Raw genomic sequence first — 18,216 nt, 5'->3', positions numbered from 1 at the left:
TCCTCTGCGGTAGCGCCGCAGAGGGAACCCTCGCTTATAACGGGCTGTTCTCATCGAGCAGGGTGACGCTCCAGACGCGGGCGTGCGTGTCATCGATGCGATAGTAGCTTTTCACGCTTGCCGTACCGCCGATGGCGTAGCCCACCAGAGCGACAATGTTGAGCTGATGCCCTTGCTTATCGGTAAACGCATAATACTCATCCAGCACATAACCGCTGGCGCTGGCCGCTGATTCCAGACGATCGTCTCTGGCTTTCAGGTCCGGGGTATAGTCGGCGATGGTTTTCCCCACATAGTTTTTGGCGACGTCCTGCTTTTCGTCATCACTGACGATAAACGCCGCACTGGCAGGAAAGTGCTGAACCACCTCAGCCAGGGTTGGTTTCGGCGCAGCAGAGGGGAATAACGTATGATCGATGGTGTAGGCCTGTAGCCAGCAGGAGAATAACGCCGCTTCCGCCGCACGGCCATCCGGGTCGGAAAGCCCGGGCAGCGCATCGACGGTCTCTCCCGCTTTACGCAGCGCAATGAAATCGGCACAGGAAGAGACCCGTGCCTGATTCTGATCGCTCAACACCAGCGTCAGGGGAGACTGGTTAATCTCAAGCTCGCCCGCCGCCAGCACCGGCGTGTTTAACAATAACGTCACCGCCATACCGATAAAATATTTCATCACATAGCCTCCATGAATATCGTCGTATCCTGATCCGAGGTGACAGGGAAAGCAAGCGATGGATGACGTTTCTTCCGCACGTCCAGGCGATGGCTCCCGGACGCCAGGCGACGGCCGGGGAAGGTTACTGATGGTGTGGGACGGGATAAAACGCTTCCGCTGTCCATTGCGCGGATGGCTGGCGGTATTGCTGCCAGAACAGATCGGCAATCTCCCGGGCTTCGGCGGAACCCGGCGTGACGTAGGCCCCCACCGTCACGATGGAAAGATGAATATTTTGCGCTTTCAATACCGGGAAAAGGCCATGCGTCAGGTTAAGCAGCCCGGCTTTGCCGACGCTCAGCGTCAGATACTCCGGGTGGGGCTGAGTGGCAAACATCCCGCCAGTCAGCAGGATCGCGCCTTCTCCACGCGCGGCCATCCGCGGAGTGACCGCTTTGATGGCGGCATATACCGCGCCAATATTGGTGGTGAGATCCTGAATGAAGCCTGCCACCGACTGGGTCTCCAGATTACCGTCATGCATGGCCGCGGCGTTGAAATGCAGCACATCCACACCGCCGGTTTCCACCTCTACCTCACGAATGAGTTCCGCGATACTGGTGATATCGCTGGCGTCCGCCACGCGGCCTTCCGCGGCAAATCCTGCCGCTCTCAGCTGGTCGGCCTGTGCCGCCACATTGCTTTTACTGCGAGAGGACAGCACCACCCGGAATCCCTCACCGGCAAACCGTGAGGCCGTCGCCATTCCCATCCCAGGACCGGACCCAATACTCAAAAACGTTTTCATAGGCTGCTCTCACTGTAGGTTGAAGAGCCGCTATGTTAATAGACCAACAGATCGCTGATAATTAGCCTTATTTGCAAATGATTAATGTGCAGGGTGCAGGAATCATGTTCGATGATTTTGATGAGCTGATGGCGTTTGTCTGTGTGGCTGAGGCAGGGAGTTTTATCGGGGCCAGCCTCAGGCTGGACCGGGATGCATCGGTGATTTCCCGCCGGGTCAGCCACCTTGAGAAAAAACTGGGCGTCCGGTTGCTGGTGCGTACCACCCGTAGCGTAACGCTGACTGAAGCCGGAACCTGGTTTTTGCAGCGCGCCCGCACGGCGCTGGATGAGCTCAGCGCCGCCAGCCGGGAAGTCGGGGACTTTGCTGCCACCCCGCAGGGAACGTTACGGGTCTCGCTGCCGGTGACCTTTGGCCGGGAGCTGATTGCTCCGATGTTTCCTGATTTCCTGCAGGCGTATCCGGATATTCGCCTTGATGCCCATTTTCTCGATCGACGAGTCGATATTGTCGCGGAGGGGTTTGATGCGGTGATCCGCCTGGGAAACCTGCGGGACAGTACCTTAACCGGGCGCGAGCTGGGGGCATTTCGCAGCCAGTTGATTGCTTCGCCGGCCTATCTGCAACGCTACGGTGAACCGACTCATCCTGAGCAACTGGCAGCCCATTGGTGCCTCGGCTTTACCCACCATCCGGACTGGCCCTACTGGATCCTCGAGAATGGTCGGGAGCATATCCAGGTGACGCCAGCTGGCCCCCTCACCACCAATATCAGTGAAGCGCTGCTGACGGCGGTCATTCGCGCAACCGGGATCGCACTGCTGCCGGGATGGATGGTTAATCAGGCGGTGCAGTGCGGGGAACTGGTCCGCGTGCTGCCCGACTGGCGCAGCGCGGCGCGGGTTAGCGTTTATGCCCTGATGCCGCCCGGCACGCTGGTTCCCGCCAAGACCCGGGTATTTATCGACGCGGTATGCCAGCAGCTGGCGTCATCCCCGCTGTGGCAGGACGAGTTGAAGCGATAAGCGGGGGGTGCCGATAGAGCAGGCCACGGATGGCGGTTATACCGCGGTACTGGCCCGGACTTTGAGTACTGACGGAATTTCAATAAACTTTTCACAAGGCTTATCGTTGAGCAGGTCGAGAAGCGCTTTCCCGGCCTTCACCCCAATGTCATGCCAGGGAAATTCAACGGTTGTCAGGGCAGGGGAACAGACTGTCGATAATACCCCACCGCCTAAACTCGCAATGGCTACGGTATTGGGCACTTTGATCCCGGCGCTGTGGCAGGCCATCATGCATCCACACGCCATTTCATCCGATGTGCAAATTAGCGCATCCAGATCGCCCCAGGTGATCATCATATCCTTGAAAATATTCACCCCTGTGGCAATGGTGGAAGGCAAATGAGTGGTCACTACCCGATGCGGAGAACGGTTAAGGGCCAGCATCGCCGTATTCCAGCCGCTCAGGAGCTGGCGAAACATTGTATTGTTGGCCGGGGTACACAGTAACGCGATATTTTTTAATGAGGCGTCCGCCAGGTGGGTCACGATCTGTTTCACAGCCTTACCGTAATCCACACCGATGCACATGCCAACAGACTGCGTATTTAACGCGCCAATTTCCAGGATAGGCACATCTACGTTGGCCAGCAGCTGGGTACAGCTCTCAATGGTGTCGATATTAAACTGAATAATCGCTGCCGGGTTATAGGCGAGCATTTTTTCAAACGTTTTTTGTTCGCTTTGGCCGTCATGACCGGATTCCATAAACATCATGGTATAGCCGCGTTCAGTCAGGATCTTTTGTAACGCCTCCGACACCGGCAAAAAACCTGGCGAAGAGAAGGTGGGGACGACGGCCAGAATGAGATCGGAATGGACCGACGCCAGATTACGCGCCTGGAGATTGGGGACATAGCCGAGTTGGCTTACTGCCGCATCAATACGGTCGCGAAGGTCAGGGTTGACTTTTTCAGGCATTCTCAGCGCACGCGAGACGGTCATGGCGCTCACGCCGACAAACTCAGCCACTTCGGTCAGGGTTATCTTCCCAGTTCCCTTACGACGTTTTTCTTTCGGGCTATTGTCTGCGTCTAGACTCTTCACCAGGATCACCAACCGTTTGAAAAATAAAAAGTAACAAAAGTAAATCGTTGATACACATTATAACTTACCACAGCGAGGGGGAAAGCACATTATAACCAGTGTTAGCGGTAACTCATTTTTTTAACATTTTTGCTTGTTAGCGCTAACTTTGGGAGGTGTATCACAGTTGCATTTTATTTAGCTGTTTATAGTTCAGCACATGGGACCCCTCGGGAGTGCATATGATTAGAGACTGGTTAACCCCGGATAAAATTAATGTCATTAACTCAATAGATAACTGGAAAAATGCCGTTCGACTCTCAGCAGAACCTTTGCTGGCGCAGGGGTATATGGCAGAGCACTATATTGAGGCGATTTTGAAAAGCCATGAAGAACTTGGGCCTTATTATCTATTAGCCCCGGGATTAGCAATGCCCCATGCCCGCCCTGAACAAGGTGCATTGAGGAATGGATTATCGCTCCTTCATATTAAAGAGGGCATATCATTTGGCTCAACGGAGAACGACCCGGTATACGTGATTATTATGCTATGCGCTCGTTCCGGGAATGAACATATCACGATGATCGGTGAACTGGCAGAACTCTTTAGCGATCAGCAAAAGCTAGAACGATTGTTAAAAGCCGATGATATTAAGGCAATTCAGGCTGTTATTGACTGAAGGAAAAGAGAATGAAAAAAGTACTCATCGTCTGCGGCAATGGTTTAGGCAGCAGCTTTATCGTTGAAATGAATGTCAAAAAAATTCTTGCCGAAATGAATAAAGAGGCTGAAGTCGCGCATACCGACCTGACGTCAGCGAAAAGCGAAACGGCGGACCTTATTCTGAGCGCCAACGATATTGCCGAACATTTAGTTGGTCATTCCGCAAAGGTTGTTGGATTAAGTAATTTACTCGACAACAATAAAATCAAAGAGATTTTAGCAGAACACATTTAAGCAACGGCTTTCTGAACCGTGGAGTTTAATATGCTTCATTTCCTTATTTATGATGTGTTAGGGACACCGGCAATTCTGGTTGGATTGTTTTCTCTGATCGGTCTGCTGTTGCAAAAAAAAGGAATTTCAGATGTTATTTCAGGAACACTGAAAACCATCATGGGCTTTGTTATTTTAACGGCAGGCGCCGGTATCATTGCCTATACATTAACCATTTTTAGCCAGCTGTTTGAACATTCATTTCATATTCAGGGGGTGGTCCCTAACACCGACGCGATGGCCGCGCTGGCGCAGAAGAATTATGGCACGGAAACCGCCACAATCATGGTGTTGGGCATGTTGATCAATATCGCCCTGGCGCGTCTGACGCCATTAAAGTACATCTTTTTAACGGGCCACCACACGCTCTATATGGCAGCGATGCTGGCGGTGATCTTGTCAGTCGGGGGATTGTCGGGGGGGTGGGTGGTGGCCATCGGGGCGGTGATTCTCGGCGCGATGATGGTGATCTCTCCGGCGATCTTGCAGCCGTTTACCCGTAAAATTACCAATACCGACGATCTGGCTCTCGGCCATTTTGGCTCTATTGGTTATCTGCTTTCCGCGCTGGTGGGCAAAGTCGTCGGGAAAGGTAGCCCCTCGATTGAAGAAATTAAAGTGCCTAAGTCACTCAATTTTCTTCGCGACTCGTCGGTGGCCATCTCTCTCACTATGATGATTCTGTTCCTGGTGTTGGTGGTCGTCGCGGGCAAAACCTTTGTCGAGGAGACACTGAGTGCCGGTCAGAATTTTATTATCTTCGCCATTATTCAGTCCCTCACTTTTGCTGCGGGGGTTTATATCATCCTCGCCGGTGTGCGGATGGTGATTGCCGAAATTGTGCCAGCGTTTAAAGGTATTGCAGACAAATTAGTGAAAGATGCGAAGCCGGCGCTCGACTGCCCGACGGTGTTTCCCTTTGCTCCAAATGCCGTCATCGTCGGGTTTCTCGCAAGCTTTGTCGCGGGCCTGGTCAGCATGTTTCTCTGCCCGCTGTTCGGTTTGAGCGTCATCGTCCCGGGGCTGGTTCCTCATTTCTTCTGCGGGGCAACGGCTGGCGTTTACGGCAATATCACTGGCGGACGTCGCGGGGCAGTGGTGGGGGCATTTGCCCACGGCCTGCTCATTTCGTTCCTGCCGGCCATCCTTTTGCCAATGATGGGAGACATGGGCCTGAGTTCTACAACCTTTGGCGATGCAGACTTTGGCGTTGTCGGCATCGTTCTGGGGCACATTATCGCAATGTTTAACTAACTGTTTATTATCGGAGATGGTTTATGAGCGCGAAATTTTCACCCTCACTGATGTGCATGGATTTAACGCAGTTCAAAGAACAGATCACGGCAATGAATAAAAAAGCGGATTTTTATCACGTTGATATAATGGATGGTAATTACGTCCGCAATATCACACTGTCTCCCTTTTTTATTGAGAACCTGAAAAAAATCACTACCGTTCCCATCGATGTCCATCTGATGGTGAACCATCCGGAAGATATTATTCCCATGTGTCTCGAGGCCGGCGCCGATATCATTAGCTTTCATCCCGAGACGGCGAATAACAAAATTTTCCGCCTGCTGAATCAGATCAAGGATGCAGGCAAGCAATGCGGGGTGGTGTTGAACCCGGCGACACCGGCTGAAAGTATTGCTGAATATGCGCACCTGTTGGATAAAGTGACGGTCATGTCAGTTGATCCGGGCTATGCCGGACAAAAGTTTATTCCTGAATCGCTGAACAAGATAAGAAAGCTCATCAGTATGCGCAAAAATAATGGCTATCACTATCTGACAGAAATTGATGGCTCCTGCAATGCAAAAACGTTTGGCCAGATTGCCGAATCCGGTGTGGATGTCTTTATCGTAGGGACATCGGGTCTGTTTTCTCTCCATGAGGATGTCAGCCAGGCATGGGACAGAATGATCGAGATTTTCCAGCGTGAAACCGTCGCTGCCTAATTAATTTTTTTACGAACCACAGCATATATTTAAAAAAAAATTAAAAGACCTGCATCACGCCAGCGATGCCTGCTCTGTTATTCAACGACCACTCTATATGAATGCGGGTGAATTATGGATATTTCGACAGTGCTTAATGTTAAAAACATCAAGTTAAATATGACCGCCAGAACGAAAGAAGAGGTGATAGAAGAACTCACCGATTTACTAGTACAGGATGGTGCGGTGACTAATAAGGAGGACTTTATTCGTGATGTCTGGTTACGTGAGGAGCAAGGCTCTACCGGTTTTGAAAATCATATTGCGATCCCGCATGGCAAATCTTCCGGTGTTTCCCGTACCGCATTAGCCATCGGACGCACGCAACATACCATTCCCTGGGAGACCATGGATGGCAGCGATGTTCGCTGTATTATTTTATTTGCGGTTTGCCTGGTGGATCAAAATGCCACTCATATTCGCCTGTTAGCGCAAGTGTCCGGGTCACTGGCCGACGAAGACATTATCGCTAAATTACTGGTTGAATCTGATCCATATAAAATCATTGCGCTTTTCAATTCAGAAACTGAAAGCACCGAAGCGTAATATGTAGTTGTTAACATTCTTTTATATCTTATTAAATGAATTAACGGAGAATCGTGATGAATATTGTCGGAGTTACCGCCTGTACGGTGGGGATTGCACACACCTATATTGCTCAAAAGAAAATTGAAACAGCCGCCAAAAAAGCCGGTCATAACGTTAAAATCGAGACCCAAGGGACCATCGGCATTGAGAATCAGTTAACCGCTGATGAGATTGCCATGGCAGATATTGTTCTGCTTGCCGCGGATGTTAAAGTGACGGGAGAAGAACGGTTTGCGGGTAAGAAAGTGGTCAAAGTCGCCACGGAAACGGCAGTGAAATCCCCTAATAAGCTAATTGAAAAACTCAGTGAAATAGTCAATTCATAATTTTATTTCGGCCTGCTGACTCTATACTTAAGGGCGTAATTTATGTCTCTAAAACAAATATGGCAAGCAGCAAATCCTAAAGGACATCTGCTGACCGCTATCTCATTTCTGATCCCCATTGTCTGTGGTGCTGGATTTATTATTGCCATCGGTATGGGGCTTGGTGGAACGGTGCAGGACACGTTAACGCCGGGGCAATTTGATTTATGGCAGGCGATGGCCACTCTGGGCGCTAAGGCGCTTGGGCTGTTGCCGGTAGTCATTGCGGTGGGGATTTCCGGCTCGATTGCTGGCAAGCCGGGCATCGCACCAGGATTTGTTGTCGGGCTGGCGGCGAACACCATCAGCGCAGGCTTTATCGGCGGGATGATCGGTGGCTACATTGCCGGCTATATCGCGCTGGCGATCATCAAAAACGTCAAGGTGCCTGACTGGGCTCGCGGTTTGATGCCAACGTTGATCGTGCCCTTTTTTGCCTCCATTATCAGCTGCCTGATTATGGTCTATATCATTGGTACGCCTATCGGTATCTTTACGGAAGCGCTGACATCTTTCCTGAGAAGTATGGGCACGTCATCGAATCTTGTGTTGGGCGCAGTGATAGGCGCTCTGTGTATTGTTGACTTTGGCGGCCCGCTTAATAAGACATGCTTTGCCTTCGTTCTCACGCTGCAGGCGCAGGGAATAAATGAGCCGATTACCGCGCTTCAGTTAGTTAACACCGCAACGCCTATTGGTTTCGGCCTGGCTTTCTTCATTGCTAAGCTTCTGCGTAAGAACATCTATAACAGTGAAGAAGTGGAAACCTTAAAATCGGCGGTTCCAATGGGGATTGTTAATATCGTTGAAGGCTCTATCCCGATCGTCATGAACGATATCGTCCGCGGTATCGCCGCCGCGGCCATCGGTGGCGCGTGCGGTGGCGCAGTCACCATGGTGTATGGTGCGGATGCCACGGTGCCTTTTGGTGGGGTACTGATGATCCCCACCATGTCACACCCGATGGCTGGCATTATGGCCCTGCTGGTGAATATTGTTGTTACCGCCACGGTTTATGCTGTCATCAAAAAAGATATTCCGCGTGATGTGCTGGTGACTCATGATCACGAAGAAGAGGATATCGACCTTGATGATATTAAAGTGAGCTAACTTACCCCTGTATTATTTTATCAATGGCGTTGAGCTAGTCCTGCAAATCAGCCCATAACCGAGGGGTCCTTAGTTATGGGCTGAGTTGCGTCAGGTAGACGGCTGGGTAAAAGTGGAGCAGGGTGAACATTGTTGTTGCAAAAATGTGAATGCTTCAGTAGCCTTGTCTCTTTCGGAGACAGGAAATGCTCGTCACTGATTCACTTCTTGCTTACACCCTCGCAGCCACACTGCTTACCCTGACGCCAGGTCTTGATACTGCTCTTATTCTCCGCACGGCGACCGCTGAAGGGGGACGCAAAGCCTTGCATGCCGCGTTAGGCATTGATCTTGGATGCTTTATCTGGGGCGCGCTGGTGGCCTTTGGTTTAGGTGCGCTACTGGCGGTTTCTGAGTTGGCTTATACCTTATTGAAATGGTGCGGAGCAGGATACCTTTGCTGGCTGGGCATCCAGTTGCTCCTGCGCCCACGCCAGCAATTTAACCCCAACCCGACCGAATCAGATTCCACGAGTAACTGGTTCCTGCGTGGGATGCTGGGGAATGTGCTTAACCCCAAAATGGGCGTCTTCTACGTTTCGTTTTTGCCCCAGTTTATCCCTGCCGGGCATTCACCGATCAACTGGACCTTTCTCCTGGTCACCATCCATGTATTGATAGGGACGCTGTGGTCGTTAACGCTGATTACCGCCACTCGCTATGCCGCCGGCATCCTGAAAAAACCAGCCGTGGTGAAATGGATGGATCGGACAACCGGCTGCCTGTTTCTGTTGTTTGCCGCGAAGCTGGCCATGAGTCGGCGGTAGTCACGCAGGGGCGTATGCCCCTGTTTTTGTCTTAAAAAATGAGCAACCCGTGGAGTACTACTCAGTGCTGTAACGATCGGGCTCGAACGTACGCTTAGCCAGTTTCTTTTGCAAAACGATGACAATAATTGGGGTTCCTGATGCGGTAATTGCACATACCGCCAACAGCGTGTCCATATTTTGTAGCGCCATGCGATGGTCGGGTAACAAAAAAGCAGACAGGAAAAATGCGGCAGTCGTCATCAGATACATCATGGATGTCTGTAATGAAGAGAATCCCGCTCGTTGGTTGTTATCAGGAAACTGAATCGTCACCGCCGACGATGACACCAGACGACTGTAAGCTGAGCCGAGAAACAACGTAATAAATAGCGCCGGATGCGGATAGCCCAGGAGGGGTATCAGCAAGCTCAGGATAAAAACGAGGGTCGACCCGGTCGCCAAACTCAAAGCAGAAAAACGAGAGGTTAATGCGCCTGTCATTCTGGTAGACAGATACCCCGCCAGACCCCCGCCGAAGAACAACCAGGGCAGCAGACCTTGAGAAGCCCCCAACAGCTGCGTCATTAATGGCGCCAGAACAGGAATGATCAGCATTGGACTAAACTGTACCAGCGCATTACCGGAAGCAAACAGTAAAGTATCTACATCGAGGGGCAGCGCGTGGGACGTGTCGAAAGTGACGGGATCCTGAGGGATGATGAAGACGATCAGCGGCAATGCCAACCAACACAGTGTACAGATTAACCACAACGCGACATGCCAACCGTAATGAGTACACAAAAATAGTACAGCGGGCATCCCCACGATGCTGACCATCGAAAATGACGCAATCACCGTCGCCAACATTTTTCCGCGCAAGTCAGCCGGCGTGTGGTTTATCAAAATAGTGATCCCCACCCCCATTGTCGTACCGCCAACCAGTCCTGCGAAGAAGCGCAATGTAAGAAGAAGAGGGAAACTGGTGGTCAATGTCGTCAACAGTGTCGCCATGGCTAGCAGTACCATATTAGCGATTAAAAAACGTTTCTTATTGCAACGGTCAACCCAGTAAAAGGCGATAATTCCCGACAGGACGGCTCCAGATGTGTACATACCGGATACATAGCCTGAGAAGGTGACGGGAACAGCGAAATCTGCAGCCATAAATGTAAAAACAGGGCTGAACATCATATATTCCAGCGCATTAGTAAACTGGACAAAAGCGATTACCATAGCAATCCGAATGAGCGTCTTTTGATTAAATGTTGTGGCGACCAGTGGCATAGCAAGCGACCTGTGGATGAAAAATATCCTAGCTTAACTGCTATCAAACTTGTCGATTAGATGGTAAAAATGGCACTCATTATTATCATATGTGGGATAGTTGATGCGGCCAGTTCTTGACTTTAATGCGCTGAAAATCTTCATTGCTGTGGTGGAAAGAGACAGTTTTGTGGGGGCATCGAAAGCCCTGGAAATGCCGACATCAAATGTGAGCCGTTGCATTTCTCAGTTAGAAGACAAACTGAACCTTCAGCTCATTGAGCGCAGTACCCGACATATGAAACTCACACAGGCTGGGCATCTACTCTATACCCGGGCGAAGCCATTACTGGAAGCACTTGAGCAAACTGAAACCGAATTAACGTTGCGACAAATGCAATTCAAGGGGCCATTACGTATCTGTATTCCCAATGAAATCGGTCCTGTATTGCTGGGCTCTGTTGTTGCTGATTTCGCCTGTCAGCATCCGGACCTGGAGATAAGTTGCGTCACAAATTTGTCGGGTTATGAATCCCTGCGAGATGATCTGGATTTAGCTGTCATTGTTAGCCGTGGTCAGATGGATGACAGTGACTACATCGCCCGTCATCTGGTGACAATCCCTTGCACCATCGTTGCGGCCCCCTCCGTCATCCAGCGTTATGGCACGCCTTCTCGAATACAGCAATTTGAAGAGTTACCCTGTATTACAACGGTGAATGCGCTTAAAGGCGCTCCCTGGCAGTTTGTGAATAAAAAGGGCGGATTCGAGACGATCAAGGTTAACGGTCGTTATCGGGTCAACAGCGGAGAGATGGCAGGGCGGGCGGCCATCTCAGGTGTCGGTTTTGCCATCCTGTCGAAACAAGCCTGCCAACCCTATATTGATGATGGGCGGTTAATCGAGATTGAATTTGAACAATCGGCAGCCCCCTTGCAATTATTCGCTCTGTATTCAGATCGGCGTTACTTGCCGGCAAAAACAAGAGCGCTTATTGATTTCATGCATCAGAGATTGAGTCATTAACAAGAGGCCATCTTCAGCGCGCCAGGGCGGCGCTGTTTTATTCAGCCGGCCGGCTCAAGCAACAAATCTCTGAGATAGCCCTCCAGTAGGGAGGCACAAATTCGCGTTTCATACGACATCATCCCAGCCGGTGGATGGAGCAACCAGGCACTAAATGGCGGGATCGGATAGTGGCTTAAGAGGGGGATGAGCGCGCCGTGTTCCATTTCTTTTCTGCAAACCGGACTTTGCAAAACACCAATGGCATGTCCCGCTAATAACCAGGAGAGGACACTCCGCCAGTGCGTGGACTGAAATTGAATATTGACGGGAACATTAATGAGTTGATCTTCGGAAGCGATCAATTGAATGCGATTACTGGCGAATACACCGGAAACAGCAGCAAATGGATAATCTGTCAGCGCATCCGGCGTGTCAGGATGACCCATTTTCGCCAGCAGAGCCGGAGAGGCCAGTAACACTCTGCGCACGGTGCCAAGCGGGCGTGCGACAAAAAAACCTTCGGAGACATCACCTAATCTCAGTGATAAATCGACCCCCTCGGTGACGGGATCGATGACGCGGTCGTTAAAAATGACATCGACCTGCAGTTCCGGATGCTCGTTCTGAAGCTGCAACAATGCAGGCATCAGCAGGCTTTCTCCGGCGGAATAGGGCGCGGCAATACGGATTTTGCCTTGCAACCCCTGATTTTCTTCATTCACAGAAAGAGCATGCTCTGCTGCCTGAACGGCCGTTTTGCTTCGCTCATAAAACACGTTACCGCTGTGCGTTAGAGACATGTTACGCGTGTTGCGCCTAAGCAAACGTGTCCCAAGATGTGCTTCCAGTTTTTCTATTCTTTCACTCACGGCGGGCTGGCCAATGCCGAGATCGCGGGCTGCAGCCGACATGCTGCCCCGTTCAACCACCCTGATAAATATGCGCATTGCTGAGAAGAGATCCATTCATCAATTATATTGGCTTTACCGATAAATGTAAGTGGGGGCAGGCATCTACTGCTTTACTGCGAAATGATGAAAAATCCAGACTCAAGGCCTGAGTCAGGCTAAATTTCAATCTATTTAATTGATTTATTGGTGGAAAATAATGATGCCAGAGATAAAGCTTTTCATGTTCCAGTCAGGAACACAGCATTGTCAATATCAGCATATCCGTATGAATCAGGGCGTGGGAGAGCATTATGAGATCCCTGTTCCATGGTTTCTGCTGACCCATCCGGATGGGTTTACGCTGATTGACGGCGGTCTGGCTGTCGAAGGATTGAAAGATCCCAGCGGTTATTGGGGAAGTGCTGTAGAGCAGTTTAAACCGGTGATGTCAGAAGAACAGGGTTGCGTGGAACAACTTAAGAGGATAGGCATTGCTCCTGAGGATATCCGCTATGTGGTCCTGTCCCATTTGCACTCTGATCATACGGGAGCAATTGGTCGCTTCCCCCATGCTACGCATGTTGTCCAGAGGCAAGAGTATGAATATGCCTTTGCCCCTGACTGGTTTACTTCGGGAGCCTATTGCCGACGCGATTTCGATCGTCCCCAACTTAACTGGCTATTTCTGAACGGGTTGTCCGATGATCACTATGACCTTTACGGTGATGGCACGCTGCAGTGTATTTTCACCCCAGGGCATTCACCAGGCCATCAATCTTTTCTTATCCGCTTACCCGGTGGTACAAATTTTACGCTAGCGATTGATGCGGCTTATACCTTAGATCATTACCATGAGAAGGCGCTCCCGGGGCTAATGACGTCTGCTACTGATGTCGCTCAGTCAGTGCGAAAGCTGCGTCAGCTTACCGAGCGATATCATGCGGTATTCATACCCGGCCACGATCCTGAAGAATGGAAAAAAAACAGGCTTGCGCCAGCCTGTTACTATTGAATCATTCCTCGCTGATCGCCAAAAAGCGTCTGTTAAGAAGGGCTGTCAGCTTATCTTGTTCGAAATGGCCCTGGTGATGGCCGGGGCCATTTCTGCGGGCAAGCTCAGGGCTTCACGTCCAGCACGACATGACTGAATGTTTGATAGGTTTTTTCGTCTGGCGCGGGCGGAATGTTGGCTTTTTTCAGCGCGGACATCACCTGCGCGCAGAATGGCCGATCGCCGCTCTCGACCGTTGGATCCTGCACCGTCCCGTCACGCTGCAGCGTAAAGCGCACCGAGCATGTTTTCCCTTGCCAGGAGGCCGGCTGGTCTATGTTGGCGAAGATAGCCGCCTGGATCCGCGCCAGATAGCGTGAGGCATTGGCCTGGGGTGAAGTATCGGAACCCGTTTGATAATCGCGAAGTATCTTATCCACTTCAGCCGATATTTTAGCGTCTTCGGCGCTGTCCGGCGCAGAAGCACCACCCGAGCAGGCGGAAAGAAGTAAAGAGAGGGTGCAAACGAGCACAGCGTTGGTTTTCACGGACATGCTAAGCCTCCTTGCTGGTGGGGATACCGTCGTGTACGAGGCGGTTATCCTCTGTTATTCCGCGAAATTATTCAAACGCTGAATGCATGGCACGCGCTTTCAGTGACAGTGTCACTCATTTTTTACTTTCGTCGCGGGCGGTGATGCCATCCAGTCGCGAATAATGTCACCGTATAGCTGTTCTGCCTCCGCCAGTCGGCTGAGCAGGCAGTACTCGTCGGTTTGATGCGCCATCGACGGCTCGCCGGGGCCGAGAATAATACAGGGCGGATCGCCCAATGCAGGCAGCAGCAGCGAGGCGTCGGTAAAGTAGGGCACCACGCGCGGCGCAATCGGCTCAGCGTGCAGCGGCTGACAGCGTTGGTAAACCTGCTTAATCCACGCGTGATCCTCCCGGCTGAGGACGGCGGGCAGGTCGACCAGCGTGGAGACGGTGACGCTTTCGCCAAGCAGCGTCGTCAAGCGCTCCCGGATAGTGGCGTGCTGTAAATTGGGCGCGCTGCGGATATCGACATCAAAACGCGTGCGGTCCGGTACGGAATTAATATTGAGTCCGCCTTCTATGCGTCCGACGTTGAGGGTGGGTTGCTTCATTAGCGGATGCGGCGCGCCTGGCGAAAAATGCTGAATCTTACCCAACGCATCCGCCGCAAGATAGATAGCATTGATCCCCAGCTCCGGCATCGCGCCGTGGGCGGTTTTCCCCCGCGTTTCGCAGCGCAGCCAGAGCGCGCCTTTATGGCCGATAACCGGATAGTTGGCGGTGGGTTCACCGACGATCAGCGCGCCCACCTCCGGCAACGTTGCGGAGGCGATCAGCGCCCGCGCGCCGTCGCAGCCGGTCTCTTCTCCGCCGGTTATCAGCAATACCGCGCCGCGTCCGGCGAGGATCGCTTCCCGCTGATGAACGCAGGCGACGGCAAACGCCGCTATCGCCGCTTTCATATCGCTGGATCCGCGGCCATAAAGACGCCCGTCTTCCATCTGCGAGCCAAAAGGATCGTACTGCCAGCGGGCATTTCCCAGCGGGACGGTATCCAGATGTCCGGTAAAGGCCAGCGGTTTACCGCTCTTCGCCCCGGGCAGGCTGGCGATAAGATTGCAGCGTCCCTCGCCGAACGACGACAGCGAAACCTCAAAACCGCTATCGTCAAGCCAGTCGGCGAAGAACCGCATGCAGTCGGCTTCGCTGCCCGGCGGGTTGATGGTGTTAAAGCCCAGCAGCTGCCGGGCGAGCTCAAGGGTCGTGGTCATCAGCGGCGTTCCGTCAGCCAGTCGAGGCAGTTAATCCACAGCTGGCGATAGCCGGGCCATTTGGCAAACTCTTCCGGCAGCCAGTGCGCCGACATGTCGCTGGTCCACACCAGTGAGCGACCCTGCTGATATTCGCGAACAGCCAACAGCGGATGACCGGTACCGGCCACGGTCGCCAGCAGTTTGCCTTCCGGGTGCATTTCAACTTCGTTATAGCCCAGCAGCCACGGCCATTCGCCCGGAATATCGTTAAACAGGGGGTGAGACTCCGTCACTTCGGCATAGCAGCCTTCCGGGGTTTCAATGCGATCGTCCCAGGCCAGGCAGCGTACCGGCAGCACTTTCTCCACCGCGGTATGGCGGTAGCGCGCGCCGCCGTTGATTCCCTGGAAGCTGTAATAGCCGCCGATCATCATCAGCGCCCCCCCGCCGGCCACGTAATCATGCAGGAGCGTCAAACGGTTGGCGGTTCGGCGACTCTTCAGCCAGGTGTCCGGATGCAGCAGCAGCGTATTGGCGCCAATGTCCGAGAGAATAATCGCATCCCACTCCTGCAGCGCTTCCAGCGTCAGCGGAAAGTCGGTCGCCGCCGCGTGGGCGGGCATATAGGTAATGGCATAGGGACTGTCGGCGAGCGCGGCCAGAAAGTCCGTTGCGCCGGTGTGCCAGGTGGCGGTGGCAAACTGGTCGAAGCCTTTAACGTGCGTTGACGTGCTGGTCCAGGACTCACCGACCAGTAAGATTTTTTTCTGCATGATGACGTTTCCTTTTATCCGCCAAAGACCCGCTGGGGGTTTCCAATCATTAAGGTTTCAAGTTGTTCGCCGCTGACGCCGTGGCGCCGCAGACGGGGAACAAAATGCTTGAGTATGTAGCCATAACCGTGGCCGCCGTAGCGGGTGAGCATGGTTTTCAGGAAGACGTCCTGCGACAGCAGAATTTGCTGGATGTAGCCGTCGTCAATCAGCTCGCGGATCGCGCGGGCGTTCTCCTCGTCGGAGGGCGACTGCGCCGACTCGTCGGCGTAGTAATAGCTCATGCCAATCATGTCGTATTCGAGAAACGCCCCGCGCTGCGCCAGTTCGCGCTGGTAGCGCTTATCGGCAAAGCTGGGATTCATATGGCACAGCACGGTATGGCGTAAATCGGCGCCTTCCTGCTCGAGAATATCCAGCACCCGATGGCCCAGCCGCTCCCAGCCAGGCAGATGGACCTCGATCGGCACGCCGGTCGCGGCGCTGGCCCGACCCGCAGCGCGCAGGGATTTCTCCTCATCCGGCGTAAAGCGGCTGGAGATACCGATTTCGCCGATAAGTCCTGCGAGCACCTCCGGTTTCTCCTCCGCGCCGCCAAGATCGTAAATCAGCCGTTCGGTCAGCTGTTCGACGCTGCTGATTTTTACCCACTCAGGGTGCGAAGGTTCCAGATAGAGCCCGGTACCCATAATGATGTTCAGACCGGTCAGGCGCGCGATGCGCGCCAGCGCTTTCGGATCGCGGCCAATGCCGATATTGGTCGGGTCAACCACCGTTTCTCCGCCAAGAGCGCGAAATTTAGTCAGCTCGTCAATCGCAACGTCGACATCAAACAGCTGACAGTTATCGCGGCTCATCAGCGGGTTAAGCGACAGTTCGCCAAGGTTTTCCATTTTCACCGGCATTTCGGCAAGATGGCGATCGCTGCAGCAGCAGGGCGGCACCCATTTGCCGGAGGCATCCAGCAGAATATGCTCATGCATCAGGGTAACGCCCATTTCGTTAATCGGCAGCGGGCCAAGCGCAGTCATTACGTAACCGCTGCTGACGCCAACCGGCAGCGGGGAGGGATGGCGAAAAATTGATCCTTTCATCAGCTATCCTTTTGCCGCGGAGCGCGTCGGGTTGAGAATGCGGGTGTTCAGCCAGATAGCCAGCAGGATAATGGTGCCGGTGGCTATCTGGGTGTAAAACGGCGAAATATGCGACAGGATCAGCCCGTTCTGAATGACCGCAATCGACAGCGCGCCCAGCAGCGTGCCAATAATAGTCCCGAAGCCGCCAAACAGACTGGTGCTGCCTAGCACAACGGCAGCAATGACCTGCAGTTCAAAGCCTTCGCCCTGGTTGGAAGAGCCGCTGCCGAGGCGTGCGGTAATGATCATCCCCGCCAGCGCGGCGGCCATTCCGCTGATGATATAGACCTTCATGGTGACCGCTTTGGTGTTAATGCCGCTGCGCCGCGCGCCTTCGGCGTTGGCGCCGATAGCGGTCACGTAGCGGCCAAAGCGCATATGGTTGAGAACGATATGCCCGATCACCAGTATCATCATGCCGATCAGCGCGGGCATGGGGATACCAACTACCCACGCGCGTCCGATAAAGGTAAACAGGCTGTCAGCCGGCACCGGAATCGAGTAGCCCTGGGTGACCAGCAGCGCGATGCCGCGAACTACGGCCAGGGTGGCGAGCGTGACGATGAACGCCGGAATGCCTTCATAGGCAATAAAGAAGCCGTTGATGGCGCCAACGAATCCGCCGAGCAGCAGGCCGCCGAGGAGGACCACCGGCCACGGCAGCCCCCAGCTATTCAGGGCGATAGCGGAGAGCGCGCCGACCAGCGCCAGGGTGGAGCCTACCGACAGATCGATACCGCCGGTGGTAATGACCAGAGTCATTGCCGTCGCGACGATCAGCAGCGGGGCGCTCTGACGGATAATGTTGAGCCAGTTGGTGCCGGTGAGAAAGTTGCTGGTGATCAGCGAAAACACCACGCAGCAGAAGACGAAAAAGAGCGCGATGCTGACCACGCCTGAGTGGTTATGCAGCAGGCGGCGCGGCAGCGAATGCTGGATCATGCGGGAGCTGCTTAAGTTCATGAT

The 18,216-nt window shown here is 53.0% G+C and carries 21 protein-coding genes; 11 read left to right on the top strand and 10 right to left on the bottom strand.

All coding sequences use genetic code 11. The annotated features are described in order from the left end of the window. Nucleotides 1–34: 34 nt before the first annotated feature. Together AS136_RS16500 and AS136_RS16495 are read right to left on the bottom strand one after the other, a co-directional pair. The gene (locus AS136_RS16500; RefSeq protein WP_023322633.1) at nt 35–673 is read right to left on the bottom strand and encodes a hypothetical protein; all 639 of its coding nucleotides are present in this window, start codon (nt 671–673) and stop codon (nt 35–37) included. A gap of 124 nt (nt 674–797) precedes the next feature. Next, entirely contained in the window at nt 798–1,463 is a 666-nt protein-coding gene (locus AS136_RS16495) for an SDR family NAD(P)-dependent oxidoreductase (protein ID WP_016161056.1), read from the bottom strand. A gap of 104 nt (nt 1,464–1,567) precedes the next feature. Between AS136_RS16495 and AS136_RS16490 the strand changes: the two genes are divergently transcribed. Then, nucleotides 1,568–2,488 (top strand): LysR family transcriptional regulator, encoded by a 921-nt coding sequence (locus AS136_RS16490; protein WP_023322632.1) that lies wholly within the window; start codon nt 1,568–1,570, stop codon nt 2,486–2,488. Between the two features lie 36 nt (nt 2,489–2,524). Here AS136_RS16490 and AS136_RS16485 read toward each other — a convergent pair whose 3' ends face one another. After that, entirely contained in the window at nt 2,525–3,577 is a 1,053-nt protein-coding gene (locus AS136_RS16485; protein WP_032730998.1) for a LacI family DNA-binding transcriptional regulator, read from the bottom strand. Nucleotides 3,578–3,795: 218 nt separating this feature from the next. Here AS136_RS16485 and AS136_RS16480 point away from each other — a divergent pair, with 218 nt between their 5' ends. The 8 genes from AS136_RS16480 to AS136_RS16445 all read left to right on the top strand — a co-directional run bounded on the left by AS136_RS16480 (nt 3,796) and on the right by AS136_RS16445 (nt 9,416). Next, on the top strand, nt 3,796–4,233 hold the full coding sequence (locus tag AS136_RS16480; protein WP_023322630.1) for a PTS sugar transporter subunit IIA: 438 nt from the start codon (nt 3,796–3,798) through the stop codon (nt 4,231–4,233). 11 nt (nt 4,234–4,244) lie between these two features. Next, nucleotides 4,245–4,511 carry a PTS sugar transporter subunit IIB gene (locus AS136_RS16475; protein WP_012968203.1) on the top strand — a complete coding sequence of 89 codons (267 nt, stop codon included), beginning with the start codon at nt 4,245–4,247 and terminating at the stop codon, nt 4,509–4,511. A gap of 30 nt (nt 4,512–4,541) precedes the next feature. Then, the gene (locus AS136_RS16470; RefSeq protein WP_023322629.1) at nt 4,542–5,804 is read left to right on the top strand and encodes a PTS ascorbate transporter subunit IIC; all 1,263 of its coding nucleotides are present in this window, start codon (nt 4,542–4,544) and stop codon (nt 5,802–5,804) included. Nucleotides 5,805–5,827: 23 nt separating this feature from the next. Next, nucleotides 5,828–6,508, top strand: coding sequence for a D-allulose 6-phosphate 3-epimerase (alsE, locus tag AS136_RS16465; protein ID WP_012968205.1), 681 nt, complete (start codon nt 5,828–5,830; stop codon nt 6,506–6,508). Nucleotides 6,509–6,622: 114 nt separating this feature from the next. Continuing rightward, complete coding sequence (locus AS136_RS16460; RefSeq protein WP_012968206.1) at nt 6,623–7,093, top strand: PTS sugar transporter subunit IIA; 471 nt, start codon at nt 6,623–6,625, stop codon at nt 7,091–7,093. 56 nt (nt 7,094–7,149) lie between these two features. Then, nucleotides 7,150–7,461 (top strand): PTS fructose transporter subunit IIB, encoded by a 312-nt coding sequence (locus AS136_RS16455; protein WP_004179922.1) that lies wholly within the window; start codon nt 7,150–7,152, stop codon nt 7,459–7,461. Between the two features lie 42 nt (nt 7,462–7,503). Further along, the gene (locus AS136_RS16450) at nt 7,504–8,610 is read left to right on the top strand and encodes a PTS fructose transporter subunit IIC (RefSeq protein ID WP_023322628.1); all 1,107 of its coding nucleotides are present in this window, start codon (nt 7,504–7,506) and stop codon (nt 8,608–8,610) included. A gap of 185 nt (nt 8,611–8,795) precedes the next feature. Then, the gene (locus AS136_RS16445; protein ID WP_023322627.1) at nt 8,796–9,416 is read left to right on the top strand and encodes a LysE family translocator; all 621 of its coding nucleotides are present in this window, start codon (nt 8,796–8,798) and stop codon (nt 9,414–9,416) included. A gap of 57 nt (nt 9,417–9,473) precedes the next feature. Here the strand turns inward: AS136_RS16445 and AS136_RS16440 are convergent, their stop codons facing one another. Then, nucleotides 9,474–10,682 carry an MFS transporter gene (locus AS136_RS16440; protein WP_023322626.1) on the bottom strand — a complete coding sequence of 403 codons (1,209 nt, stop codon included), beginning with the start codon at nt 10,680–10,682 and terminating at the stop codon, nt 9,474–9,476. Between the two features lie 103 nt (nt 10,683–10,785). Here AS136_RS16440 and AS136_RS16435 point away from each other — a divergent pair, with 103 nt between their 5' ends. Beyond that, entirely contained in the window at nt 10,786–11,688 is a 903-nt protein-coding gene (locus AS136_RS16435) for a LysR family transcriptional regulator (protein ID WP_004190055.1), read from the top strand. Between the two features lie 41 nt (nt 11,689–11,729). Here AS136_RS16435 and AS136_RS16430 read toward each other — a convergent pair whose 3' ends face one another. After that, a complete protein-coding gene (locus AS136_RS16430) occupies nt 11,730–12,617 on the bottom strand; it encodes a LysR family transcriptional regulator (RefSeq protein WP_023322625.1) in 888 nt (295 codons plus the stop codon). Between the two features lie 160 nt (nt 12,618–12,777). Between AS136_RS16430 and ahlK the strand changes: the two genes are divergently transcribed. Continuing rightward, nucleotides 12,778–13,572: an N-acyl homoserine lactonase AhlK gene (gene ahlK, locus AS136_RS16425; protein ID WP_162823410.1), complete on the top strand. Its 795-nt coding sequence runs from the start codon at nt 12,778–12,780 to the stop codon at nt 13,570–13,572. Between the two features lie 104 nt (nt 13,573–13,676). Here the strand turns inward: ahlK and tolA are convergent, their stop codons facing one another. The 5 genes from tolA to AS136_RS16400 form a co-directional block, all read right to left on the bottom strand. Continuing rightward, nucleotides 13,677–14,105: a cell envelope integrity protein TolA gene (gene tolA / locus AS136_RS16420; protein WP_063266858.1), complete on the bottom strand. Its 429-nt coding sequence runs from the start codon at nt 14,103–14,105 to the stop codon at nt 13,677–13,679. Nucleotides 14,106–14,216: 111 nt separating this feature from the next. Next, nucleotides 14,217–15,359, bottom strand: coding sequence for a M20 family metallopeptidase (locus AS136_RS16415; RefSeq protein WP_023297627.1), 1,143 nt, complete (start codon nt 15,357–15,359; stop codon nt 14,217–14,219). Next, nucleotides 15,359–16,114 carry a glutamine amidotransferase gene (locus tag AS136_RS16410; RefSeq protein WP_008804865.1) on the bottom strand — a complete coding sequence of 252 codons (756 nt, stop codon included), beginning with the start codon at nt 16,112–16,114 and terminating at the stop codon, nt 15,359–15,361. Before AS136_RS16410 ends, AS136_RS16415 begins: the two co-directional genes overlap by 1 nt. Nucleotides 16,115–16,128: 14 nt before the next feature. Beyond that, on the bottom strand, nt 16,129–17,208 hold the full coding sequence (locus AS136_RS16405; protein ID WP_063266857.1) for a phosphotriesterase family protein: 1,080 nt from the start codon (nt 17,206–17,208) through the stop codon (nt 16,129–16,131). 3 nt (nt 17,209–17,211) lie between these two features. After that, entirely contained in the window at nt 17,212–18,213 is a 1,002-nt protein-coding gene (locus AS136_RS16400) for an ABC transporter permease (protein ID WP_008804867.1), read from the bottom strand. Nucleotides 18,214–18,216: the final 3 nt, after the last annotated feature.

The organism is Klebsiella sp. D5A (assembly GCF_001620885.1).
GTDB lineage: Bacteria > Pseudomonadota > Gammaproteobacteria > Enterobacterales > Enterobacteriaceae > Klebsiella > Klebsiella variicola.
The sequence above is the reverse complement of the archived record's forward strand: the minus strand, read 5'-3'. Positions and strand labels throughout refer to the sequence as shown.